The sequence below is a fragment of the Pandoraea iniqua genome, assembly GCF_902459685.1.
Classification (GTDB): domain Bacteria; phylum Pseudomonadota; class Gammaproteobacteria; order Burkholderiales; family Burkholderiaceae; genus Pandoraea; species Pandoraea iniqua.
In genome coordinates, this window is sequence record NZ_CABPSF010000002.1 from 241,820 (window position 1) to 262,848 (window position 21,029).

General features: G+C 63.2%; 19 protein-coding genes. 15 read left to right on the forward strand and 4 right to left on the reverse strand.

The genetic code is table 11. The features are described from left to right. Window positions 1-92 precede the first annotated feature (92 nt). Genes pheA through aroA form a run of 3 tightly spaced genes read left to right on the forward strand, consistent with a single transcriptional unit; the run spans window position 93 to window position 3,400 of the window. The gene (gene pheA, locus PIN31009_RS06845; protein WP_150789761.1) at window positions 93-1,175 is read left to right on the forward strand and encodes a prephenate dehydratase; all 1,083 of its coding nucleotides are present in this window, start codon (window positions 93-95) and stop codon (window positions 1,173-1,175) included. A 3-nt stretch (window positions 1,176-1,178) separates the two neighbouring features. Then, window positions 1,179-2,069 carry a prephenate dehydrogenase gene (locus tag PIN31009_RS06850; RefSeq protein ID WP_425495469.1) on the forward strand — a complete coding sequence of 297 codons (891 nt, stop codon included), beginning with the start codon at window positions 1,179-1,181 and terminating at the stop codon, window positions 2,067-2,069. After that, complete coding sequence (gene aroA / locus PIN31009_RS06855) at window positions 2,069-3,400, forward strand: 3-phosphoshikimate 1-carboxyvinyltransferase (RefSeq protein ID WP_150789763.1); 1,332 nt, start codon at window positions 2,069-2,071, stop codon at window positions 3,398-3,400. The genes PIN31009_RS06850 and aroA overlap by 1 nt, the downstream gene beginning before the upstream one ends. A 58-nt stretch (window positions 3,401-3,458) precedes the next feature. On the opposite strand, the gene PIN31009_RS06860 is transcribed toward aroA, so the two are convergent. After that, window positions 3,459-4,775 (reverse strand): Nramp family divalent metal transporter, encoded by a 1,317-nt coding sequence (locus PIN31009_RS06860; protein WP_150789764.1) that lies wholly within the window; start codon window positions 4,773-4,775, stop codon window positions 3,459-3,461. Window positions 4,776-4,885: 110 nt separating this feature from the next. Here PIN31009_RS06860 and cmk point away from each other — a divergent pair, with 110 nt between their 5' ends. The 10 genes from cmk to cysM all read left to right on the forward strand — a co-directional run bounded on the left by cmk (window position 4,886) and on the right by cysM (window position 15,275). Next, window positions 4,886-5,581, forward strand: a complete 696-nt coding sequence (cmk, locus tag PIN31009_RS06865; RefSeq protein ID WP_150683602.1) for a (d)CMP kinase — start codon at window positions 4,886-4,888, stop codon at window positions 5,579-5,581. 116 nt (window positions 5,582-5,697) lie between these two features. Beyond that, complete coding sequence (gene rpsA / locus PIN31009_RS06870; RefSeq protein ID WP_058375474.1) at window positions 5,698-7,401, forward strand: 30S ribosomal protein S1; 1,704 nt, start codon at window positions 5,698-5,700, stop codon at window positions 7,399-7,401. Window positions 7,402-7,413: 12 nt separating this feature from the next. After that, on the forward strand, window positions 7,414-7,707 hold the full coding sequence (locus tag PIN31009_RS06875; RefSeq protein ID WP_017232087.1) for an integration host factor subunit beta: 294 nt from the start codon (window positions 7,414-7,416) through the stop codon (window positions 7,705-7,707). Window positions 7,708-7,942: 235 nt separating this feature from the next. Further along, window positions 7,943-8,236, forward strand: coding sequence for a LapA family protein (locus PIN31009_RS06880; protein ID WP_042115054.1), 294 nt, complete (start codon window positions 7,943-7,945; stop codon window positions 8,234-8,236). 67 nt (window positions 8,237-8,303) lie between these two features. Next, the gene (gene lapB / locus PIN31009_RS06885) at window positions 8,304-9,479 is read left to right on the forward strand and encodes a lipopolysaccharide assembly protein LapB (RefSeq protein WP_087688663.1); all 1,176 of its coding nucleotides are present in this window, start codon (window positions 8,304-8,306) and stop codon (window positions 9,477-9,479) included. A 21-nt stretch (window positions 9,480-9,500) separates the two neighbouring features. Further along, window positions 9,501-10,874, forward strand: coding sequence for a UDP-glucose dehydrogenase family protein (locus PIN31009_RS06890; RefSeq protein WP_150683603.1), 1,374 nt, complete (start codon window positions 9,501-9,503; stop codon window positions 10,872-10,874). Between the two features lie 17 nt (window positions 10,875-10,891). Beyond that, window positions 10,892-11,875 carry a D-glycero-beta-D-manno-heptose-7-phosphate kinase gene (gene rfaE1 / locus PIN31009_RS06895; RefSeq protein WP_150683604.1) on the forward strand — a complete coding sequence of 328 codons (984 nt, stop codon included), beginning with the start codon at window positions 10,892-10,894 and terminating at the stop codon, window positions 11,873-11,875. 1 nt (window position 11,876) lies between these two features. Further along, window positions 11,877-12,881, forward strand: a complete 1,005-nt coding sequence (gene rfaD / locus PIN31009_RS06900) for an ADP-glyceromanno-heptose 6-epimerase (RefSeq protein ID WP_150789765.1) — start codon at window positions 11,877-11,879, stop codon at window positions 12,879-12,881. A 421-nt stretch (window positions 12,882-13,302) separates the two neighbouring features. Beyond that, window positions 13,303-14,148 (forward strand): ComEA family DNA-binding protein, encoded by an 846-nt coding sequence (locus PIN31009_RS06905; RefSeq protein ID WP_150789766.1) that lies wholly within the window; start codon window positions 13,303-13,305, stop codon window positions 14,146-14,148. A 224-nt stretch (window positions 14,149-14,372) separates the two neighbouring features. Then, the gene (cysM, locus tag PIN31009_RS06910; protein WP_058375468.1) at window positions 14,373-15,275 is read left to right on the forward strand and encodes a cysteine synthase CysM; all 903 of its coding nucleotides are present in this window, start codon (window positions 14,373-14,375) and stop codon (window positions 15,273-15,275) included. A gap of 135 nt (window positions 15,276-15,410) precedes the next feature. On the opposite strand, the gene mltB is transcribed toward cysM, so the two are convergent. After that, on the reverse strand, window positions 15,411-16,565 hold the full coding sequence (gene mltB / locus PIN31009_RS06915; protein ID WP_343039030.1) for a lytic murein transglycosylase B: 1,155 nt from the start codon (window positions 16,563-16,565) through the stop codon (window positions 15,411-15,413). Between the two features lie 537 nt (window positions 16,566-17,102). Between mltB and PIN31009_RS06920 the strand changes: the two genes are divergently transcribed. After that, a complete protein-coding gene (locus PIN31009_RS06920; protein WP_150683608.1) occupies window positions 17,103-18,026 on the forward strand; it encodes a histone deacetylase family protein in 924 nt (307 codons plus the stop codon). Window positions 18,027-18,109: 83 nt separating this feature from the next. Next, window positions 18,110-18,910, forward strand: coding sequence for an enoyl-CoA hydratase (locus PIN31009_RS06925; protein WP_150789767.1), 801 nt, complete (start codon window positions 18,110-18,112; stop codon window positions 18,908-18,910). A 41-nt stretch (window positions 18,911-18,951) separates the two neighbouring features. On the opposite strand, the gene PIN31009_RS06930 is transcribed toward PIN31009_RS06925, so the two are convergent. After that, a complete protein-coding gene (locus tag PIN31009_RS06930) occupies window positions 18,952-19,725 on the reverse strand; it encodes a ferredoxin--NADP reductase (RefSeq protein WP_150683610.1) in 774 nt (257 codons plus the stop codon). A 101-nt stretch (window positions 19,726-19,826) separates the two neighbouring features. After that, entirely contained in the window at window positions 19,827-20,732 is a 906-nt protein-coding gene (locus PIN31009_RS06935; protein ID WP_174997007.1) for an alpha/beta hydrolase, read from the reverse strand. Window positions 20,733-21,029 lie beyond the last annotated feature (297 nt).

A 21,029-nucleotide genomic window follows, 5' to 3' on the forward strand; every position in this document is an offset into this window, starting at 1 on the left:
ACCGGCGTGATGGCGTTCTCCCGACACCTCGACAAGAACGCCTCGCCGCAAGCTGCCTGACTATGTCCCATCGCAAAAAGACAACACGCTCCATGGATGATGATCTGAACGCATCGCTTCGCCCCCTGCGCGAGAAAATCGATGCCATCGACGAGCAGCTGCTCAAGCTGCTCAATCAACGCGCCGCCGTCGCCCTCGAAGTGGGCGAGGTGAAGAAGCGCTTCGGCGCGCCGGTGTTCCGGCCCGAACGCGAATTGCAGGTAATTTCGCGACTGCAACAGGCCAACGACGGCCCGCTGTATGGCGATAATCTCGCGTCGATCTGGCGCGAGATCATGTCGGCGAGCCGCGCGCTCGAGAAGGTGATGACCGTGGCCTACCTCGGCCCGGCAGGCACCTACAGCGAGCAGGCCGCGCTCGCCTACTTCGGGCAGAGCGTTAAGGGCCTGCCGTGCCCGTCGCTCGATGAAGTATTTCGGGCGGTGGAAGCCGGCAGCGCCGACTTTGGCGTCGTGCCGGTCGAGAATTCGACCGAAGGCGTGGTGTCGCGCACGCTCGATCTGTTGCTGCAAAGCCCGCTGACGATCGGTGGCGAGGTCGCATTGCCGATCCACCACAATCTGATGTCGCAATCCGGCGCGCTCGACGGCGTGACCCGTATCTGTTCGCATGCCCAGTCGCTGGCGCAGTGCCAGCACTGGCTGACGGCCCATTTCCCGACGCTGGAGCGTCAGGCGGTGTCGAGCAACGCCGAAGCGGCGCGTATGGCGGCGGCTGACCCGGCGATTGCTGCGATTGCCGGCGATTCGGCGGCAACGCAATACGGCTTGCAGATCGCGTTTTCGCACGTGCAGGACGATCCGCACAACCGTACGCGCTTTGTCGTGATCGGCACGCAGGATCCGTCGCCGAGCGGCCACGATCAGACGTCGCTGATTCTGTCGGTGCCTAATCGTGCCGGTGCCGTGGTGGCGCTGCTCGAACCGCTGGCCAATAACGGCGTGTCGATGACCCGCTTCGAGTCGCGTCCGGCCAAGAGCGGCGCGTGGGAGTACTACTTCTACGTCGACTTCGAGGGGCATCGCGACGATGTCAATGTGGCCAAGGCACTTGATTCGCTGCGACAGAACGCGGCGTACTGCAAGGTGCTCGGGTCCTACCCGCGCTCGGCCTGACGCGTGGCAGGCGATACATCCATGAGTCTGAATAAACTCGTTATCTGCGGTGTCGGCCTGATCGGCGGCTCGCTGGCGCGTGCGCTCAAAGCCGCAGGCGACGTGCGCGAAGTCGTCGGTGTCGGGCGTAGCGAGGCCTCGTTGGCGCGCGCCTGCGAACTCGGCGTGATCGACCGCGCGGCCACATCGATGGCTGACGCGGTGGCCGGTGCCGATATCGTGGTGCTGGCGGCTCCGGTCGCGCAGACCCCTGCGTTGCTCGCCGCGATGCGTGGGCATCTGCACGGCGACACGATCGTGACGGACGCGGGCAGCACCAAGAGCGACGCGGTTGCCGCTGCACGCGCGTCGCTCGGCGATGCGGTGTGGCGCTTTGTGCCCGGGCATCCGATTGCCGGGGCGGAGTTGTCCGGCGTCGATGCGGCGAAGGCCGACCTGTATCGCGACCGGCGCGTCGTCTTGTGTCCGCAACCCGAAAATCGTGGCGAAGATGTGGCGCGTGTGCGTGCCATGTGGGAGGCCACGGGGGCGCGTGTGTCGGAGATGACTGAAACGCAGCACGACCGCGTGTTTGCGTCGGTCAGTCATTTGCCTCATGTGCTGTCTTATGCACTGATCGCGCAGATTCTCGAGGCGCCCGATGCGGCGCTGAAGTTCGGCTTCGCCGGCGGTGGCTTTCGCGATTTCACGCGCATTGCCGCGTCGAATCCGGAGATGTGGCGCGACATCTGCGTCGCCAACCGCGAAGCGTTGCTGGCCGAACTCGACGGCTATCTGGCAACGCTAGGTACGCTGCGCCAACTGATCGATGCCGGCGACGGCGCCGGTCTCGAGGCCGTGTTCGCGCGTACCAGCCAAGCGCGCACGGACTGGGCCAAGCAACAGGAAAAGTAATGGAAACGCTCGATCTCGGCCCGTACGGGCACGCCGAAGGCACGCTGCGCCTGCCCGGCTCGAAAAGCATCTCGAATCGCGTACTGCTGCTCGCCGCGCTCTCGCGCGGCACGACGCGCGTACGCGATTTGCTGGAATCCGACGACACTCGCGTGATGCTCGACGCGCTTGCTGCGCTCGGTGTCCCCTGCACGCAGGTGGGCGATACGCGTGACTTCATTGTGGAAGGCTGTGGGGGCGTGTTTCCCGTCAAGTCTGCCAAGCTCTTCATGGGCAACGCCGGGACGGCAATTCGCCCGTTGACGGCCGCGCTCGCGCTCAGTCATGGCGATTACAACGTGTCGGGTGTGGCGCGCATGCACGAACGTCCGATCGGCGATCTGGTGAACGGCCTGCGGCAGCTTGGCGCGCAGATCGATTACCTCGGCAACGACGGCTATCCGCCGTTGCACATCAAGCCGGCCGATGTCGAGGCACCCGCTGCGCCAATTCGCGTGCGTGGTGATGTGTCGAGTCAATTCCTCACCGCGCTGCTGCTTACGCTGCCGCTGCTGCCGTCAGCCACCGGCGAGATTGTGGTGGAAGTCGAAGGCGAACTGATTTCCAAGCCCTATATCGACATCACCTTGCGCTTGCTGCGCCGGTTCGGTATCGATGTGCGGCAGGATGGCTGGGAGCGCTTTACGTTGCCGGCGGCCGGGGCGGCCGGGGCTGACGGGGCGAAGTACCTTAGCCCGGGTGAGATTCGCGTCGAAGGCGATGCCTCGTCGGCATCGTACTTTCTCGCCGCCGGTGCGATTGGCGGCGGCCCGCTGCGGGTCGAAGGCGTGGGACGCGACAGCATTCAGGGCGACGTGCGGTTTGTCGATGCGCTTGCCGCGATGGGCGCGCGCGTCACGTTGCACGACGACGCCATCGAAGTGCGTGGCATCGATACGCCGAGCGGCAAGCTGCGTGCGCTCGACATGGACTTCAATCACATTCCCGATGCGGCGATGACGATTGCCGTTGCGGCATTGTTCGCTGACGGTACGACGACGCTGCGCAACATCGCGAGCTGGCGGGTGAAGGAAACCGACCGCCTCGCCGCGATGGCGACCGAACTGCGCAAGGTGGGCGCGACGGTGGAAGAGGGCGCGGATTACCTGCGCGTGACCCCGCCCGCAGTGCTGACGCCGAATGCATCCATCGATACCTACGACGACCACCGCATGGCGATGTGCTTCTCGTTGGTGAGCTTGGGAGGCGTGCCGGTAACCATCAACGATCCGAAGTGCGTTGCGAAGACGTTCCCGACCTATTTCGACGAGTTTGCCCGCGTGGCGTCGTAATGGCGTCGTGATTTTTTGCGACGTTGGCGACGGGTTGGCAGCGATGGCGCGGGGCGGCTCAGCCTTGCCCCGTCATCGTTTGCCAGAGCAGCACGCCGTTGAGCGCCACGATGGCGGCGGCGATGATCCACGCCAGTGCCAGCAATAGCCCGCGGACTCGCCATTGCCCCATCAGCTTGGCATCGCCGGCAAAGCGAACGAGTGGAATCACGGCAAATGGTAATTGCAGGCTCAGCACTACCTGACTGAAGATCAGCAGGTTGGTCGTCTGGGCTTCACCGCCGTGGCCGACGATCAGTAGCGCGGGAATCAAGGCCAGCCCGCGCGTGATCAGTGCCCGCTGCCAAGGCTTCATGCGCAGGTTCAGGAAGCCTTCCATGGTGACCTGACCGGCAAGCGTTGCCGTCACCGTTGAATTGAGGCCACAGGCGAGCAGCGCAACGGCGAACATCACGCCAGCCCATTGATTCCCCAGCAACGGGGCGAGCATTTTGTGGGCGTCGCCAAGCGATTCCACACCGGTGTTGCCGCTGGCGTGAAACACGGCTGCCGCAAGAATCAGTAATGCCGCGTTGATCAGAAACGCAAAGCCGAGCGAGAGCGTCGTGTCCCATTGCGTCGCGCGCAACGCGCGTGCCATCGTGACCGGCGTGCGTTCGGGCATGGCCTCGCCGCGCATGCGCAGCAGGGCCGAATGCAGGTAAAGGTTGTGCGGCATGACCGTCGCACCGAGAATGCCGGTCGCGAGCCAAAGCATGCCCGCCTGCGCGACGATTTCGCTGCGTGGGCGCATCCCGGCAAGGGCGGCGCCCCAGTCCGGATTGGCGAGGGCCAGTTGGGCGGCAAAGCAACCGGCAGTCAGCAGAATGAGCGCGGCGACGGCACCCTCGAGGCGGCGTTGTCCGAAACCTTGCAGACCGAGCATGGCGAAGGCGAGCGCCCCGGCGAGCAGCACCCCGACGGGCAGCGACACGCCGAAGAGCAGTTGCAGCGCCACGGCACTCCCGATGATCTCGGCGAGGTCGCAGGCGATGATGGCGATCTCGCAAAGCGCCCATAACGCCAGCGAAGTGCGGCGGCTATACTGGCTACGTGAGAGTTGGGCAAGGTCGCGCCCGGTCACCAGACCGACGCGCGCGGCAAGCCACTGCAACAGCAAGGCCATCATGCTCGAAAGCAGGACGACGGACAGGAGCGTGTAGCCGTATCGGGCGCCCCCGGCGATGGCCGTGGCCCAGTTGCCCGGATCCATATAGCCAACGGCAATCAGCGTGCCCGCGCCGGCGAACCCCAGCCAGCGCTGCGGACGGCGCGGTGGTTCGTCGGGTGATGGGGCCCATTCGGGGCCGACTAAGGGATAATCGCGGCTTTGCATGGCAGTGACACCTTCCGGGACGCGAGTTGCGTTTACATCTAAATGATAATCATTATTATTTAATTCGGAAGTTTTATTTTTCAATGCGTTGGATAGACAGAGACGAAGGGATGCCTGATTCGATGTTCGTGGACGATTCGGTTTCGGTAATTACGGTGGATGGCCCGACGGCGTCCGGCAAGGGAACGGTGGCGCACCGTGTTGCCGACGCGCTGGGCTTCCATTATCTGGACAGCGGCGCGCTTTACCGCCTGACGGCGCTCGCGAGCGCCCGCCACGGGATTGACCCGGACGACGCCAATGGGCTCACGGTGCTGGCCGAGACGCTCGACGTGCGGTTCAAGGAACAGCGCATCTGGCTGGCGGGTGAAGATGTGACCGACGCGATCCGGGCCGAAGCGATCGGTAACCGGGCGTCGAGTATTGCGGTGCACAAGCCGGTGCGTCAGGCGCTGGTGGCCTTGCAGCGGGGCTTCAAGACCGCGCCGGGACTCGTAGCGGACGGTCGCGACATGGGCACGGTGATCTTCCCCGAGGCGGAACTGAAGGTGTTTTTGACCGCATCGCCACAGGCCCGTGCCGAGAGGCGGTATAAGCAATTGATAGAAAAAGGTTTTTCTGCTAACATAGACAGTCTCATGCTGGATCTTGAGGCGCGTGACGCACGGGATAGAAATCGTGTCGAAGCGCCGCTACGGCCAGCTGAGGGTGCGCGGGTACTCGATACTTCCGGGCTCAACGTCGATCAGGCGGTGGCTCAGGTGCTCGAATGGTTCGCGCAAGTGCAGTACCCGCAAGGCGCCTGACCGAGTGTTTCATGCAGTCACTCAGTCCGGATTTGTCTAACCTTTAACCCAACCGTTGTGCGTTTTTGTCAGCCCCCCCTTCGGGATCTGAGACGCCAGCGGCGTAATCCACATTTATGTCCGACCTGCAAACCTCGACCAACGAATCTTTCGCGGCGCTTTTCGAAGAGTCGCTCTCCCGTCAAGACATGCGTGCTGGTGAAGTCATCAGCGCTGAAGTCGTTCGGGTTGACCACAACTTCGTGGTCGTCAACGCCGGGCTCAAGTCCGAAGCGTACATCCCCATCGAAGAATTCCTGAATGATCAGGGCGAGGTCGAAGTTCAGGCCGGCGACTTTGTTTCCGTGGCGATCGACGCCCTGGAAAACGGCTACGGCGACACCGTGCTGTCGCGCGACAAGGCCAAGCGTCTGGCTTCGTGGCTGCAACTGGAAAAGGCTCTCGAATCGGGCGACCTCGTGACCGGTACGATCACCGGCAAGGTCAAGGGCGGCCTGACCGTGATGGTCAATGGCATCCGCGCATTCCTGCCGGGTTCGCTGGTTGACACGCGTCCGGTCAAGGACACGACCCCGTACGAAGGCAAGACCCTCGAATTCAAGGTTATCAAGCTCGACCGCAAGCGCAACAACGTTGTGCTGTCGCGCCGTGCTGTGATCGAAGCCACCCAAGGTGAAGAGCGCGCCAAGCTGCTCGAAACCCTGAAGGAAGGCGCGATCGTCAAGGGCGTGGTCAAGAACATCACCGACTACGGCGCATTCGTGGACCTCGGCGGTATCGACGGCCTGCTGCACATCACCGACATCGCATGGCGTCGTGTGCGTCACCCGAGCGAAGTTCTGTCGGTTGGCCAAGAAGTCACCGCCAAGATCCTCAAGTTCGATCAAGAGAAGGGCCGTGTCTCGCTGGGCGTTAAGCAACTCGGCGAAGATCCGTGGGAAGGCATTGCTCGCCGTTACCCGCAAGGCACCCGCCTGTTCGGTAAGGTCACCAACATCACTGACTACGGCGCATTCGTCGAAGTCGAATCGGGCATCGAAGGCCTGGTTCACGTGTCGGAAATGGACTGGACCAACAAGAACGTTGCACCGACCAAGGTTGTCCAGTTGGGCGACGAAGTCGAAGTCATGGTTCTTGAGATCGACGAAGACCGTCGTCGTATCAGCCTCGGCATGAAGCAATGCAAGCCGAACCCGTGGGATGATTTCTCGCGCAACTTCAAGAAGGGCGACAAGATCAAGGGCGGCATCAAGTCGATCACCGACTTTGGCGTGTTCATTGGTCTGCCTGGCGGCATCGACGGCCTGGTCCACCTTTCGGACCTGTCGTGGAGCGAAACCGGCGAAGACGCCGTCCGCAAGTACAAGAAGGGCGACGAAGTCGAAGCCGTGGTTCTGGGTATCGACGTCGAGAAGGAACGCATCTCGCTGGGTATCAAGCAGCTCGAAGGCGATCCGTTCAACACGTTTGTTGCGATCAACGACAAGGGCTCGATCGTCAACGGTACGGTCAAGTCGGTTGATCCGAAGGGTGCTGTCGTGTCGCTGGGTGAGGACGTCGAAGGCTACCTGCGTGCTTCGGAAATCTCGCAAGATCGCGTGGAAGATGCCCGCAACGTGCTCAAGGATGGTGACGCCGTCAACGTGATGATCGTCAACATCGACCGCAAGTCGCGCAACATCAACCTGTCGATCAAGGCCAAGGATTCGGCTGAGCAACAGGAAGCGATGAGCAAGTTGTCGTCGGACAGCTCGGCAGCGAGCGGCACCACCAACCTCGGTGCGCTGCTCAAGGCCAAGCTGGACAGCCAGAATCAGTAAGGTCCAAGGCCTATGACCAAGTCTGAATTGGTCAACCAGTTGGCGGCGCGGTTTCCCCAGTTGGTGCTCAAGGATGCCGATTTCGCGGTGAAGACGATTCTCGACGCGATGGCTGACGCGCTTGCGCGCGGCCACCGTATCGAGATCCGCGGATTTGGTAGTTTTGGGCTCAACCGTCGGCCACCGCGCGTCGGCCGCAACCCCAAGTCGGGTGAGAAAGTGATGGTGCCGGAGAAATTCGTGCCTCACTTCAAGCCCGGCAAGGAGCTGCGAGAGCGGGTTGATCACAAGGCGTCGGACCAATAAGGCCCTTTGGGATCTACTACGCAAAAAAAGCGCCTCAGGGCGCTTTTTTTGTTTCCGGGAGCGCAGATGCACACAATTCCCGGAAATGTGAAGCGCGTTGCATGAACGCCGCCTCTCAGGGCACATCCGGTACAATACGCGCACGTGCCGGCCCGCGCGTGGGCAGTCTCAATGGACCCTGCGGGCCGAGCAAGTTGCAAAACATACGGCAATCCTGCCGCAGGAGCCTTTCGGCATGAAGCTGATTGTTTGGATCGTTCGTCTCATCGTCTTCGTGGTGTTGCTGTGTCTCGCACTCGCCAACACGGGCGAAGTCACGTTGAACCTGTTCCTGGGCCATACGTGGACGGCACCGCTCATCATGATCGGTCTGGCGTTCTTCGTGGTCGGTGGCGTCATCGGAGTGCTGGCAACGTTGCCGAGCCTGATGCGTCAGCGGCTTGAGCTGCGTCGCACCCGCCGGGATCTGGCGCGGGCGCAGCGCGACCCCGAGGCGAGCGACCAGCCGCCGATGCTGCCGCCGGTCTGAACCGGCAGGCGCGCAAGCTGGCGACCTTCGCCATCCTCATCGACTGTTTCAAAGACAACACGCATCCATGGAATTCGAGGTCTGGTGGCTACTGGCCATCCCGGTGATTTTCGGCTGCGGCTGGGTCGCTGCGCGGCTGGATTTGCGCAGCCTGCTCTCCGAGAGCCGCAACCTGCCGGCATCCTATTTTCGCGGGCTGAACTTCCTGCTCAACGAGCAGCCGGACAAGGCGATCGATGCCTTCATCGAAGTCGCGAAGCTCGACCCCGAGACCACCGAACTGCACTTCGCACTCGGCAGCCTATTTCGCCGCCGCGGCGAGACCGAGCGCGCCATTCGCGTGCATCAGAACCTGCTTTCGCGCGATGATCTGCCGAAAACCGATCAGGAGCACGCGCTCTACGAGCTCGGTCACGACTTCTTGAAGGCAGGGCTGCTCGATCGCGCCGAAGAAGCCTTCGGTCGACTGCAAACGGGCAACTACGCCAAGGCGGCGCAGCACGCCAAACTCACGATCTATCAGATCGAGAAAGAATGGCGCAAGGCGCTCACCGAAGCCGAGACGCTCAGCGATCTCGACCCGGCCGTGTCGTACCGCAAGGAAATTGCACAGTTTCATTGCGAACTGGCGCAGGAAGCGCTGCAACGCAAGGATGCCGAAGCCGTCGCGCGCGAGTTGGACGCGGCGCTCGACGTCAACCCGGCCAATGTGCGCGCGCCGCTCTTGCGTGGCGACATGCTGCTGGCGGCCGGCGACGCCGAAGGCGCGCTGCGCGTGTTGCGCACGATCGAAGAGCAGAACCCCGTCTATCTGGGGCTGGCTGCCAAGCGGCTGATGCGTGCCTATGAAGCGCTGGGCCGTGCGCCGGAAGGGCTGGCCTTGCTGCATGACGCGTTGATGCGAAATCCGTCTGACGACTTGCTTGAGATCGTCTATGAAAAGACGTTGTCGCTGAATGGTCCCGAGGCCGCGCTGAAGGCGATGCGCGAGCAGATGCAACGGGCGCCGAGCGCGCCGGGAATGGCGCGGTTGCTCGAAGCACACGCCGCGACGGCCCATGGAGACACGCAGACCGACCTGCAACTGATGGGCAAGCTCATCACGCAACGCACGAAGTCGCTGCCCCGCTATGTCTGCGACCAGTGCGGCTTCCGTGCCCGACTCTTTTACTGGCAATGCCCCGGCTGTAATGGCTGGGAGACTTATACGCCGCGACGTGCCGACGTGCCGGCGGCCTCCTAATTTTTTAAAGTTCGCGCAATCATGAAAGTCACCATCATCGGCTCCGGTTACGTCGGCCTCGTTACGGGCGCGTGTCTGGCAGACGTCGGCAACGACGTGTTCTGCCTTGACGTCGATCCGCGCAAGATCGAGATTCTGAACAACGGCGGCGTGCCGATTCACGAGCCGGGTCTCCAAGAGATCATCGCGCGCAATCGTGAAGCGGGCCGCCTGCATTTTTCGACGGATATCGAAGCGTCGGTCGCGCACGGCGACGTGCAGTTCATCGCCGTGGGCACCCCGCCCGACGAAGACGGCTCCGCCGACTTGCAATACGTGGTCGCCGCCGCCCGCAACATCGGCCGTTACGCCAAGGACTTCAAGGTCATCGTCGACAAGTCGACGGTACCGGTCGGCACGGCCGACAAGGTGCGCGCCGCCGTGAGCGACGAGCTCGCCAAGCGCGGTGAAGCCGTGTCGTTCTCGGTCGTCTCGAACCCCGAATTCCTGAAGGAAGGCGCGGCCGTGGACGACTTCATGCGCCCCGACCGGATCGTGATCGGCGTGGACGACGATGCCGACGGCCAGCAGGCGCGCGCCATGATGAAGCGTCTGTACTCGCCGTTCAACCGCAACCACGAGCGCACGCTGTATATGGACGTTCGCTCGGCGGAGTTCACGAAATACGCGGCCAACGCGATGCTCGCGACGCGTATCTCGTTCATGAACGAGCTGGCCAATCTGGCCGACCGCGTGGGCGCCGACATCGAAAACGTGCGTCAGGGCATCGGCTCGGACCCGCGCATCGGCTATCACTTCCTCTACGCTGGCTGCGGGTACGGCGGTTCCTGCTTCCCGAAGGATGTGCAGGCACTCGTGCGTACGGCCGACGACTACGGTCTGCCGCTGCGGATTCTCGATGCGGTGGAAGCCGTCAACGAAACGCAGAAGACCGTACTGATCGGCAAGATCGTGAAGCGTCTGGGCGAAGATCTCTCGGACAAGACGTTCGCACTCTGGGGCCTTGCCTTCAAGCCGAACACCGACGACATGCGCGAGGCCCCGAGCCGTCGCGTGATCGCCGAGTTGGTCGCGCGTGGTGCGCGCGTGCGCGTCTACGATCCGGTGGCGCTTGAAGAAGCACGCCGCGTGATCGCGCTCGACTTCGCGGACGATCCGACCGCCCACGCACGCATCGAATTCTGCACCTCGCAGAACGATGCGCTCACCGGCGCCGATGCGCTCGTGATCGTCACCGAATGGAAGGCCTTCCGCAGCCCCGACTTCGCCCGCGTGAAGGCGTCGCTGTCGATGCCGCTGATTTTCGACGGTCGTAATCTTTACGATCCGGAAGCGATGCGCGAGCTGGGGGTGGAGTACCACGCCATCGGCCGCGGCTTGCACGTGCCCGCCTGAGTTTCGAGGAGCGACGGATGACATCGACGGCAACTTCGCTCACTCGCACGGTGCAGGCACCGGGCGTGCCCACCGTTTCCCGCGAGGCCTTCGCGCGCGCGCGCGTGCTGATCGTCGGCGACGTGATGCTCGATCGCTATTGGTTTGGCGACGTCAATCGCATTTCCCCGGAGGCGCCGGTGCCGGTCGTGCACGTCAAGCGCAACGAGGAGCGACTGGGCGGCGCCGCCAACGTGGCGCTCAACGCGACGTCGCTCGGCGCGCATGCCGGGCTGCTCTGCGTGCTGGGGCAGGACGAACCGGGCAACCGCGTCACCGACATGCTCGAAGCGAGCGGCGTGACGTCGTATGTCACGCGTGACGCGGACCTCGCCACCACGATCAAACTGCGCATCGTCTCGCGTCAGCAGCAACTGCTGCGTATCGATTTCGAGAACTTGCCCGCCCGTGAAGTGCTGCTGGCTGTGCTCGATCAGTACCGCCAATTGGTGAACGACTACGACGTGGTGCTGCTCTCCGATTACGCCAAGGGCGGTCTGACCCACGTGCAGCCGATGATCGAAGCGGCGCGTACGGCCGGCAAGGCCGTGCTCGTCGATCCGAAGGGCAGCGATTACGAGCGCTATCGCGGCGCGACGATCCTCACCCCGAACCGCGCGGAGTTGCAGCAGGTCGTGGGCGAATGGCGCTCGGAAGACGACTTGACGCAACGCGCGCAGAATTTACGCGAATCGCTGGACCTCGAGGCGCTGCTGCTGACGCGCTCGGAAGAAGGCATGACCCTGTTCACCGAGACCGGGGCGCTGCACGTGCCGGCGCAGGCACGCGAAGTGTATGATGTCTCGGGCGCGGGCGACACCGTGATCGCGACGCTCGCAGCGTCACTTTCCGCCGGTTTGCCGCTGCCGCAAGCGGTGGTGCTGGCGAATCGTGCCGGCAGTATCGTGGTCGGCAAGCTGGGCACGGCGAGCGTGGACTACACCGAACTTTTCCCGAACTGACATGACCATCATCGTGACCGGCGCCGCAGGTTTCATCGGCGCCAACCTTGTCAAAGCCCTCAATGAGCGTGGCGAAACCGACATTGTGGCGGTCGACAATCTCACCCGCGCCGACAAGTTTCACAATCTGGTGGATTGCGAGATCAGCGACTACCTCGACAAGACCGATTTCGTCGCGCGTTTCCAGCGCCGTGAATTCGGTCGTGTGCGCGCGATTTTCCATGAAGGCGCTTGCTCCGACACGATGGAGACCGACGGCCGCTACATGATGGAGAACAACTTCCGCTATACGCGGGCGCTGTTCGACGCATCGCTGGCACAGGCTGTGCCGTTTCTCTACGCTTCGTCGGCGGCGACTTACGGCGCGTCCGAGACGTTCGTCGAGACGCGCGAATACGAGAAGCCGCTGAACGTCTACGGCTACTCGAAGTTTCTGTTCGACCAGATTGTGCGCCGCGCCATGCGTGACGCCGGCGGCAAGCTGCCGAGTCAGGTGGCAGGGTTCCGCTACTTCAACGTGTACGGTGCCCGCGAAGCGCACAAGGGCCGCATGGCATCGGTGGCGTTCCACAACTTCAACGAATACCGCGCCAATGGCCGTGTGAAGCTGTTCGGCGAGTACGACGGCTACGCAGCGGGTACGCAAAGCCGCGACTTCGTATCGGTGGAAGACGTGGTCAAGGTGAACCTGCACTTCTTCGATCACCCGGAGCGTAGCGGCATCTTCAATCTGGGCACGGGCCGTGCGCAACCGTTCAACGACATCGCCGTGGCGGTCATCAACACGTTGCGCGAAGAAAAGGGCGAAGCCCCGCTGGGGCTCGACGAACTGGTGCGTCAGGGGCTGATCGAGTACATCGACTTCCCGGACGCGCTGCGCGGCAAATATCAGAGCTTTACGCAGGCGAATATCGACCATCTGCGTCAGGCAGGCGGTTACACGCAGCCGTTCTATACGGTGGGCGAGGGTGTCTCGCGCTACGTACGCTGGTTGCTGGCGCGATGAGCGGCGCCGCGAAACGATTCGGTTGAACGACGGGGAACCCAGTGGGTTCCCCGTTTTGTTTTGTGCGGCCGGCCGACGCCAGATGTCATCCGGAAGCGCTCGGGCGTGTTAACCTCGTTATACGTATCATTTTCCGGCGTGCGCGCGGGTAAGGGCACATCAGGCGGAGAGTGGACGGGTTCTGACTACGCAAGGGTGGAGAAAGGCGCGTAGGGCTGCCTGACCGAAACACCGGAACACCGAAACACGGGAACGGGACCACGGGAACGGGCAGCAAAGGGAGGAGGTGGCCGGGAGGACGTCACGATCCGCTCGCCATCGCCGGTCTGGTTCGTCGGACCACGCCGTTTTTCCCAACGTCGCGCATGGCGCCGGACGTTGGACGCGGCAAGTCGCCGACTGTCTCAAAAAGGATTGCACCATGCTCCGCAAGCTCTTGCTGGCAGTTGTTACCTTTTTTGCCCTGTGCGGCCTGGCCATGGCCGCCGTCGATATCAACACCGCCGATCAGGCGACACTCGAATCCCTCAAAGGCATCGGCCCGGTTAAGTCCAAGGCCATCATCGACGAGCGCAACGCGCACGGCCCCTATAAAGACGCCGCCGATGTCGCCAAGCGCGTCAAAGGGCTCGGCGCCAAGTCGGTCTCGACGCTGCAAACCGAAGGCATGACGATCAACGGACAGGGCGGCGGTGCGGCCCCGGCGGCGGCAACCAAGCCGGCGGCTGCGCCCGCGACCCCTGCGGCTCAGGCACCTGCCCCTGCCCCTGCTGCACCCACTGCGCCCGCCAAACCGGCGCCAGCCACCGCGCAGGCCCCCGCGGCTCCGGCCCCTGCCACCACCATGAAGCCTGCGCCGTCGACGACCATGCAACCGGTACCGGCCCCCGGCACCGCGATGAAGTCCACGTCACCGGGACCGGCCATGACGGCGAACCCCGCCGCGACGGCTCCGGCAGCGGCAGCAACGGGCGCGGCCGCCGCCTCCGCGACCGACACGACGGCCAAGACCAAGTCGTCGAAGTCGAAGAAGGCCAAGGACGCCGCCGCCGCACCGGCAGGGGCGTCTGCCGCGGGCGCTGCGGCACCCGCAGCCGACGCGACGAAGGCCACGAAGTCGAGCAAATCGAAGACCTCGAAGGCTTCCGCAGCAACCGCACCGTCAGCCGCGTCGGCACCGGGCGCAGCGACCGACGCTGCACCGGCGAAACCCGCCAAGTCGAAGAAGTCCAAGGCACCGGCTGCGGCAAGCGCACCTAAGGCGTAAGGGTGTAACGCAGTGATGCCGTGATCCCGCCCTTGTTCTCGCTAAACCGAGGGCAAGGGCAAGGCAGGAATACCGAAGGCCGATCCGGGCAATACCAAGCCCTGATCGGCCTTCTGCTTTGCGTTTCGCGCTGCGCGCCCGATTTCCGCTAAACCCTTACCCTGAGCGCGGACATGGCCGGTGGATTAGAATGTTTCGATTCCCGACCGAAAAAGCTTAGCGCAATGGCCTATAAGACTATCGAAGACACCATCGGCAATACGCCGCTGGTGCAACTGGTGCGTTTGCCCGACGACGAAATCCGCCGCCGCAACAACGTAATTCTCGGCAAGCTCGAAGGCAACAATCCGGCCGGCTCGGTGAAGGACCGTCCGGCGCTCTCGATGATCAAGCGCGCTGAGCAGCGCGGGCGCATCAAACCGGGCGACACGCTGATCGAAGCCACCTCGGGCAATACGGGCATTGCGCTGGCCATGGCAGCCGCTATTCGCGGCTACAAGATGGTGCTGATCATGCCGGAAGACCTGTCGATCGAGCGTCGCCAGAGCATGGGCGCGTATGGTGCCGAGATCATCCTGACCCCGGTGAAGGGCGGTATGGAATACGCGCGCGACCTCGCCGAGCAGATGCAACGCGATGGCCGGGGCACCATCCTCGACCAGTTCGCCAACCCGGACAACCCGCTCGCGCACTACGAAAGCACCGGCCCCGAAATCTGGCGTGATACCGAAGGCCGCATCACGCACTTCGTGTCGGCCATGGGCACCACGGGCACGATCATGGGCGTGTCGCAGTACCTGAAGGAACAGAACGACGCGGTGCAGATCATCGGTGCCGAGCCGGCGGAAGGTTCGCGTATTCCGGGCATTCGCAAATGGCCGGAAGCGTATCTGCCGAAGATTTTCGATCGCGCTCGCGTGGATCGCACGATTTCGGTGACGCAGGCGGAGTCCGAAATCATGGCGCGCCGTCTCGCCGCGGAAGAGGGCATTTTCTGCGGTATTTCGGCCGCGGGTGCTTGCCAGATCGCACTGAATCTGGCGCACGAAGTCGAGAATGCGACCATCGTGTTCGTGGTCTGCGATCGCGGCGATCGCTATCTGTCGACGGGTGTGTTCCCGGCGTGATGCTGCCATCGCGTGATCGCGTAATGACGTGAGCGCACGTATCCAGCGCGAGAATAAAAAAACGGGACCTTGCGGTCCCGTTTTCATTGGTGCTTGAAGCTGCCGTACGACGCCACTATTTCGGCGAGTGTCCCATCACGGCGCGCGTGCCGCCTTGATCGCATCGGCGAGGTCATACACCGACATCGCGTAGAAGAAGCTGCGGTTATAGCGCGTGAGCACGTAGAAGTTATTCAACCCCATGCGGTACTGCGTCGCCTGACCCGGCGTTGGGAGATCGACGATCAGCACCGGGGTGTCGAGTTTCGCGCCCACATCGAGACGCGGCTCGTTCATCAACATACCGGCCTTAATGAAGTCGCTGAGTTTCCAGTGCGGCTCAGGCTGACCGTCGGCACCGGCTTCCGCCAGCCCCTGACTGCCCCGGTCGTTTGCGATGTTCCACACGACCGGCTGGCCCGGTTGCCAACCGTGTTGCTTGAGGAAGTTGGCGACGCTGCCGATGGCATCGGCGACATCGGTCGTCAGGTTGATCTTGCCGTCGCCGGTGTAGTCCACCGCATAGTTGCGGATCGACGAGGGCATGAATTGCGGAATGCCGATGGCGCCCGCATACGAGCCATAGATGCTGAACGGATCGACCGCGCGCTCGCGTGCGTACAGCAACAAGTTCTCGAGTTCGTTACGGAAGAGTGCCATGCGCTCTGAACGATTGCGCGCGGGCGGGTAATCGAACGCGAGCGTGGTGAGCGCATCGATGGTGCGGAAGTTGCCCATGTTGCGGCCATAGATTGTCTCGACGCCGATGATGGCGACGATGATCTCTTCCGGCACGCCGTACTGCTTCGCCGCGCGCGCGAGCGTGTCGGCGTTCTGATTCCAGAACCGCACGCCGCCGTTGATGCGCGTGTTATCGAGAAAACGTTTCTCGTAGTTGGTCCAGTTCTTTTGTCCCGGCGTGGCGGGCGGTGCCGCGAGTCGCGCAGCAGTCTGCGAGAACACCACACGCGAGAAAATCTTCTGCAATTCGGCGCGATTGAAACCGTCGCGCGCGACCACGTCGTTGATGAACGCGTCGACGTCGGGGTTGGCCGCGTAGCGCTGCGGCACCACTTCTTCCTCGAATTCCGTCGATTGCTGTGCGACTTGCTTGGGGCGCGATGTCTGCGCATGCACACTGGACGCACCCAGCGTCGTCACGGCAAACACGCCGACGCATAGCGCAGCGCTGAGTGTTGTGGTGAACGTCGTGCCTAGCGTGGCGCTGAGTGTAGCGCTCAATGCGCGCACAGGCCGCGTGAATTGCTGCAAGCCGTACGCAGTGCAGTTGGAGGTGCGGCCGTTGTCCGGTCGTTGGGCGCGGCGCGATTGCGCCGGCGCGAGAGAGTCTTGCATCCGTACCGGTGATGTCATGCTGTCTGTCAGGCCTGTATGAAGTCCGAATGCGACACGTCGGCGTGGGCCGGCGGTGTCGCGTGAGCGTTTCGTCTAGCGGTTACGTCTAGAGCGTCGGTCATTCGTGTCGGTTCCGGCCGTCTCGCATGTTGCACTACGAACGGCCCTCGCCAACTGACACGGGTCTGCTGGAAAGAGACTGCTGGCAGTATAACCGAGTGCACCTGTGATACCTTAGGGGCTGTCACTGACAGTGCTCATGGGGGATGTCCGCCATAGGCAGGCGTTTGCCAGTGTTTGCCAATGAATACCAGTGCAATCCGGCTCACGCTCGCCAGGCTCTTTGCCCGGCCGCTACCGGACGTGGAGACTACGGCGCGGCGGGTATCCCCCGCCTCGTTCCAATATAACGATACGAACGCGACACATCGAATGGCTACCGGGTTTTATACGCACCCCGATTGCGTCCGTCACGAGATGGGCGAGTGGCATCCGGAATGTCCCGAGCGGCTGCGCGCCATCGAGGATCAACTGATCGCCGGACGCATCGACGGCTTGCTCGAGCGCCGTGAAGCGCCGGCGGCCGACGAGTCCAGCCTGCGACTCGTGCACACGCAAGATCACATCGACTTCATCCGCGACAATATCCCCGAAACGGGCTATTTCCCCATCGATCCCGACACCTTGCTCAACCCGTATTCGTGGCGTGCTGCCACGCGTGCGGCAGGCGCTGCGGTGGCGGCAACCGATGCGGTCATTCGCGGAGAACTGGATAACGCATTCTGTAGCGTGCGCCCGCCGGGCCATCACGCGACGCCGACGCGCGCCATGGGCTTCTGCCTGTTCAACAACGTGGCGATTGCGGCGGCCCATGCACTGGAAGTGCACGGTCTGTCGCGCGTGGCTATCGTCGACTTCGACGTGCACCACGGCAACGGCACCGAAGCGGCTTTCGCCAACGACGATCGCGTGCTGATGTGCGGCATCTTCCAGCACCCGTTCTATCCGTTCTCGGGCGCCGATCACCCTGCACCGAACATGCTCAATATCCCGCTCTCGGCGCGGACATCGGGCATGGCGGCGCGTGAGGCCATCGACTACGGCTGGCTCGGGCAACTCGACGCGTTTCGTCCCGAAATGATTTTCTTCTCGGCAGGCTTCGATGCGCATCGGGAAGACGATCTCGGTAACCTCGGGCTGACCGAAGCGGACTTCACGTGGATGACCGAACGCGTGAAGGCCATTGCCGATCGTCACGCGAAGGGGCGCATCGTGAGTTGTCTCGAAGGCGGCTACAACCTCTCGGCACTCGGCCGCAGCGTTGTTGCGCATCTGAAGGTGCTCGCCGACGTTTGAGTGGCCTTCTAGTGGCTTTCGAGCGGCGCCCGCACTTCACCCCATTCGATGCCGCGCGGCATGACGTGGCACAGGAGACGATCATGAGCGCCACCGACGAATCGCTTGTTCTCATCTCGCGCGGTGAAGGCGACCTTGCGGGCGTCGTGACGCTCACGTTGAATCGTCCGCGCCAGTTCAACGCCTTGTCTGAAGCGATGCTCGATGCGTTGCAACACGCGCTCGATGCCGTCGCGAACGACGACAGCGCGCGCGTTGTCGTGCTGGCCGCCGCGGGTGCGGCATTCTGTGCCGGGCACGACCTCAAGGAAATGCGCGCCGAGCCGTCGCTCGACTACTACCGTCGACTCTTCAATCAATGCACCCGCGTGATGATGACCATGCAGCGCATGCCGCAGCCCGTTATCGCGCGCGTGCACGGCATTGCGACGGCGGCCGGTTGTCAGTTGGTGGCAATGTGCGATCTGGCGGTGGCAGCCTCGGCGGCACGCTTCGCGGTGTCCGGCATTAACGTGGGGTTGTTCTGCGCAACGCCGGGTGTGGCGCTCTCGCGCAATCTGTCACGCAAGCAGGCGATGGAGATGCTGTTGACGGGCGATTTCATCGACGCCGACACCGCGCGTGAACGCGGCCTCATTAATCGCGTGGTGCCGATGGAGCGGCTCGACGCGGAAGTGGCGGCGCTCTGCGCTTCGATACTCGCGAAGCCTGCCGCAGCGGTCGCCGCCGGCAAGGGTCTGTTCTACCGGCAGTTGGAGACGGGCATCGAAGCGGCCTACCAGATGGCGGGTCAGACGATGGCGTGCAACATGATGGACGACTGCGCGCTCGAAGGCGTACAGGCCTTTATCGAAAAACGCGCACCCGATTGGGCGAAGTCATAGCCATAGCCATAGCCGTCGACGGCGTTATCGCCATCGCGGATTCACCACTGCTTCTCCAGCACCAGCGGCCCCGGCGTTGCCGTGCGGCTCACCGCGTAACCATTGCCCGTGAACCACGCGCGTAGTTCCTTCACCATGTCCGGATTGCCGCACACCATGATGCGCGACGTGGCGGGGTCGAGCGTCGCGCCCATCGATGTTTCCAGTTCCCCCGATTCGAGCAATGACGTGATGCGGCCATAGAGCGCGCCGGGCGTCTGCTCGCGCGTCACGCAAACACCGAAGTGGAGTTTTTCGACCAACGCCGGATCGACATCGGGATGTGAGAAGTGACGCAGTTCCTCGTAATAGGCGAGGTCGCGCTCCCAGCGCACGCTGTGCACCACGTAGATCTTCTGAAAGCGCTGCCACACAGCCGGATCGCGCAGTATCGATACGAACGGCGCAAGGCCCGTGCCCGTGGCAAGCAGCCAGAGGTCATCGCCGCCGGTGAATCGATCGAGTGTGAGAAACCCGTAAGCGGTGTGGTCGACGAACATCTCGTCGCCGACCTTGAGCTTGGCCATGCGTGGCGTCAGCAGCCCCTCGGGAATCGTGATTACGTAGAACTCCAACGTATCTTCGGCAGGCGAATTCACGAAGGAATACGCGCGCCAGATCAGTTGTCCGTCGTCACCGGGCAGGCCGAGCCGAACGAACTGCCCGGGTGCAAATTGCAAGCCGGGCGGCCGTGTGGTCTTGATGCTGAAGATCGTCGGCGTCCAGAAGTGCACGCCGGTGACGGTTTGCGGCGAGTATTTCGTCTGCGCTTGCATGCCGGGGCTCCTCGCGAATACGTACGAACCCAGTGTAACGCGCACCGCGGCCTATCGGGATGAGACCCTGCTACCGTGTTGGGATCGCAGGGCGAGCGGCCTCAAGCGCTGTCGTGTGCCGGCTCGGGCGTCTTCGCGACCGGCAGATGCTGCAACATCCACTGCGTGAGGTCGCCAATGACCTTCTCGCGGTCGAGATCGTTGAGCGTCTCGTGAAAGTGGCCCTTGTAGAGATGCAGCGTCTTGTCCTGCGAGCCCGCGTTGTCATGAAACTGCTCGCTGGCCCACGGTGCGGTGAGTTTGTCCGCAGTGCCGTGAAAGACGTACAACGGCAGATGGAGGGCATCGGCGTTCGCGTGAATGCGCGCCATCGCGTCGAGCAACTCAGCGGCGGTGCGCGCCGGTGTGCCTTGATACGCGTTCAACGGGTCTTGCTTGGCGGCGTCGACCACCGCCTTGTCGCGCGAAATCATCGCCGGATCGATCTTGAAGACCGGCACCTTCGGCAGCCAGCGCGACACCCAGCGCCCGGCCTTGGCGAGCCATGGGGCGACCGGCTCGCCCGGTGCGAGGGCAGGGCTGCTCAGAATCAGCCCGCGCACGTGGGCGGGCGCCCGCGTGATCGTGTAGAGCGCGGCAATCGCGCCGCCCATGCTGTGGCCGAGCACGAACAGTGGCACTTGTCCGAACGTGTGGCGCACGTGGGTGAGGAAGATCTCGGTGTCGTCGAGATACTCGTCGAAGTGATTGACGAAGACGCGGGCCCCGGCCGAGCGGCCGTGTCCGCGCAGGTCGTACGTGATGGTAGCGATCTGATGCGAGGCGAAGTGCTCGGCGAGCCGCGCGTAGCGCCCGCCGTGTTCGCCCATGCCGTGCACGATGGCAACCACCGCGCGCAGCGGCGTGCCCGTGTTGGCCGCGGTGCCGATGTTGTCGGGCCGCCAGCTCTGCACGTGCAACTCGAGGCCGTCGCTGGCCTTCAGACGCGATTCCGAATGCGTGGTCATGTCTTCCTCCTCGCCCGGTGGCAGGGCGCTTGTCACCGAATTTCGAATTGATCCGCAGCGGGCCGTCATACGTGTGACGGTCTGAATTCCGGGTGCGCCATTCGATCATAGGCGCCTGTACGACGGGTGGATTTCTCTAGAGGAAATGCACCACGAAGACACTGGTTGAGCGTCACGATTTGCATAAAAATAGCACGATCGTTCGGGGCAGTGATGGCGTATCGGCAAGTGCCGTCGCGGTTCCGGCACCGCTATCGCGAGGATCGCGCATGCGTGGCATCGCCGAAGGGCGCATCG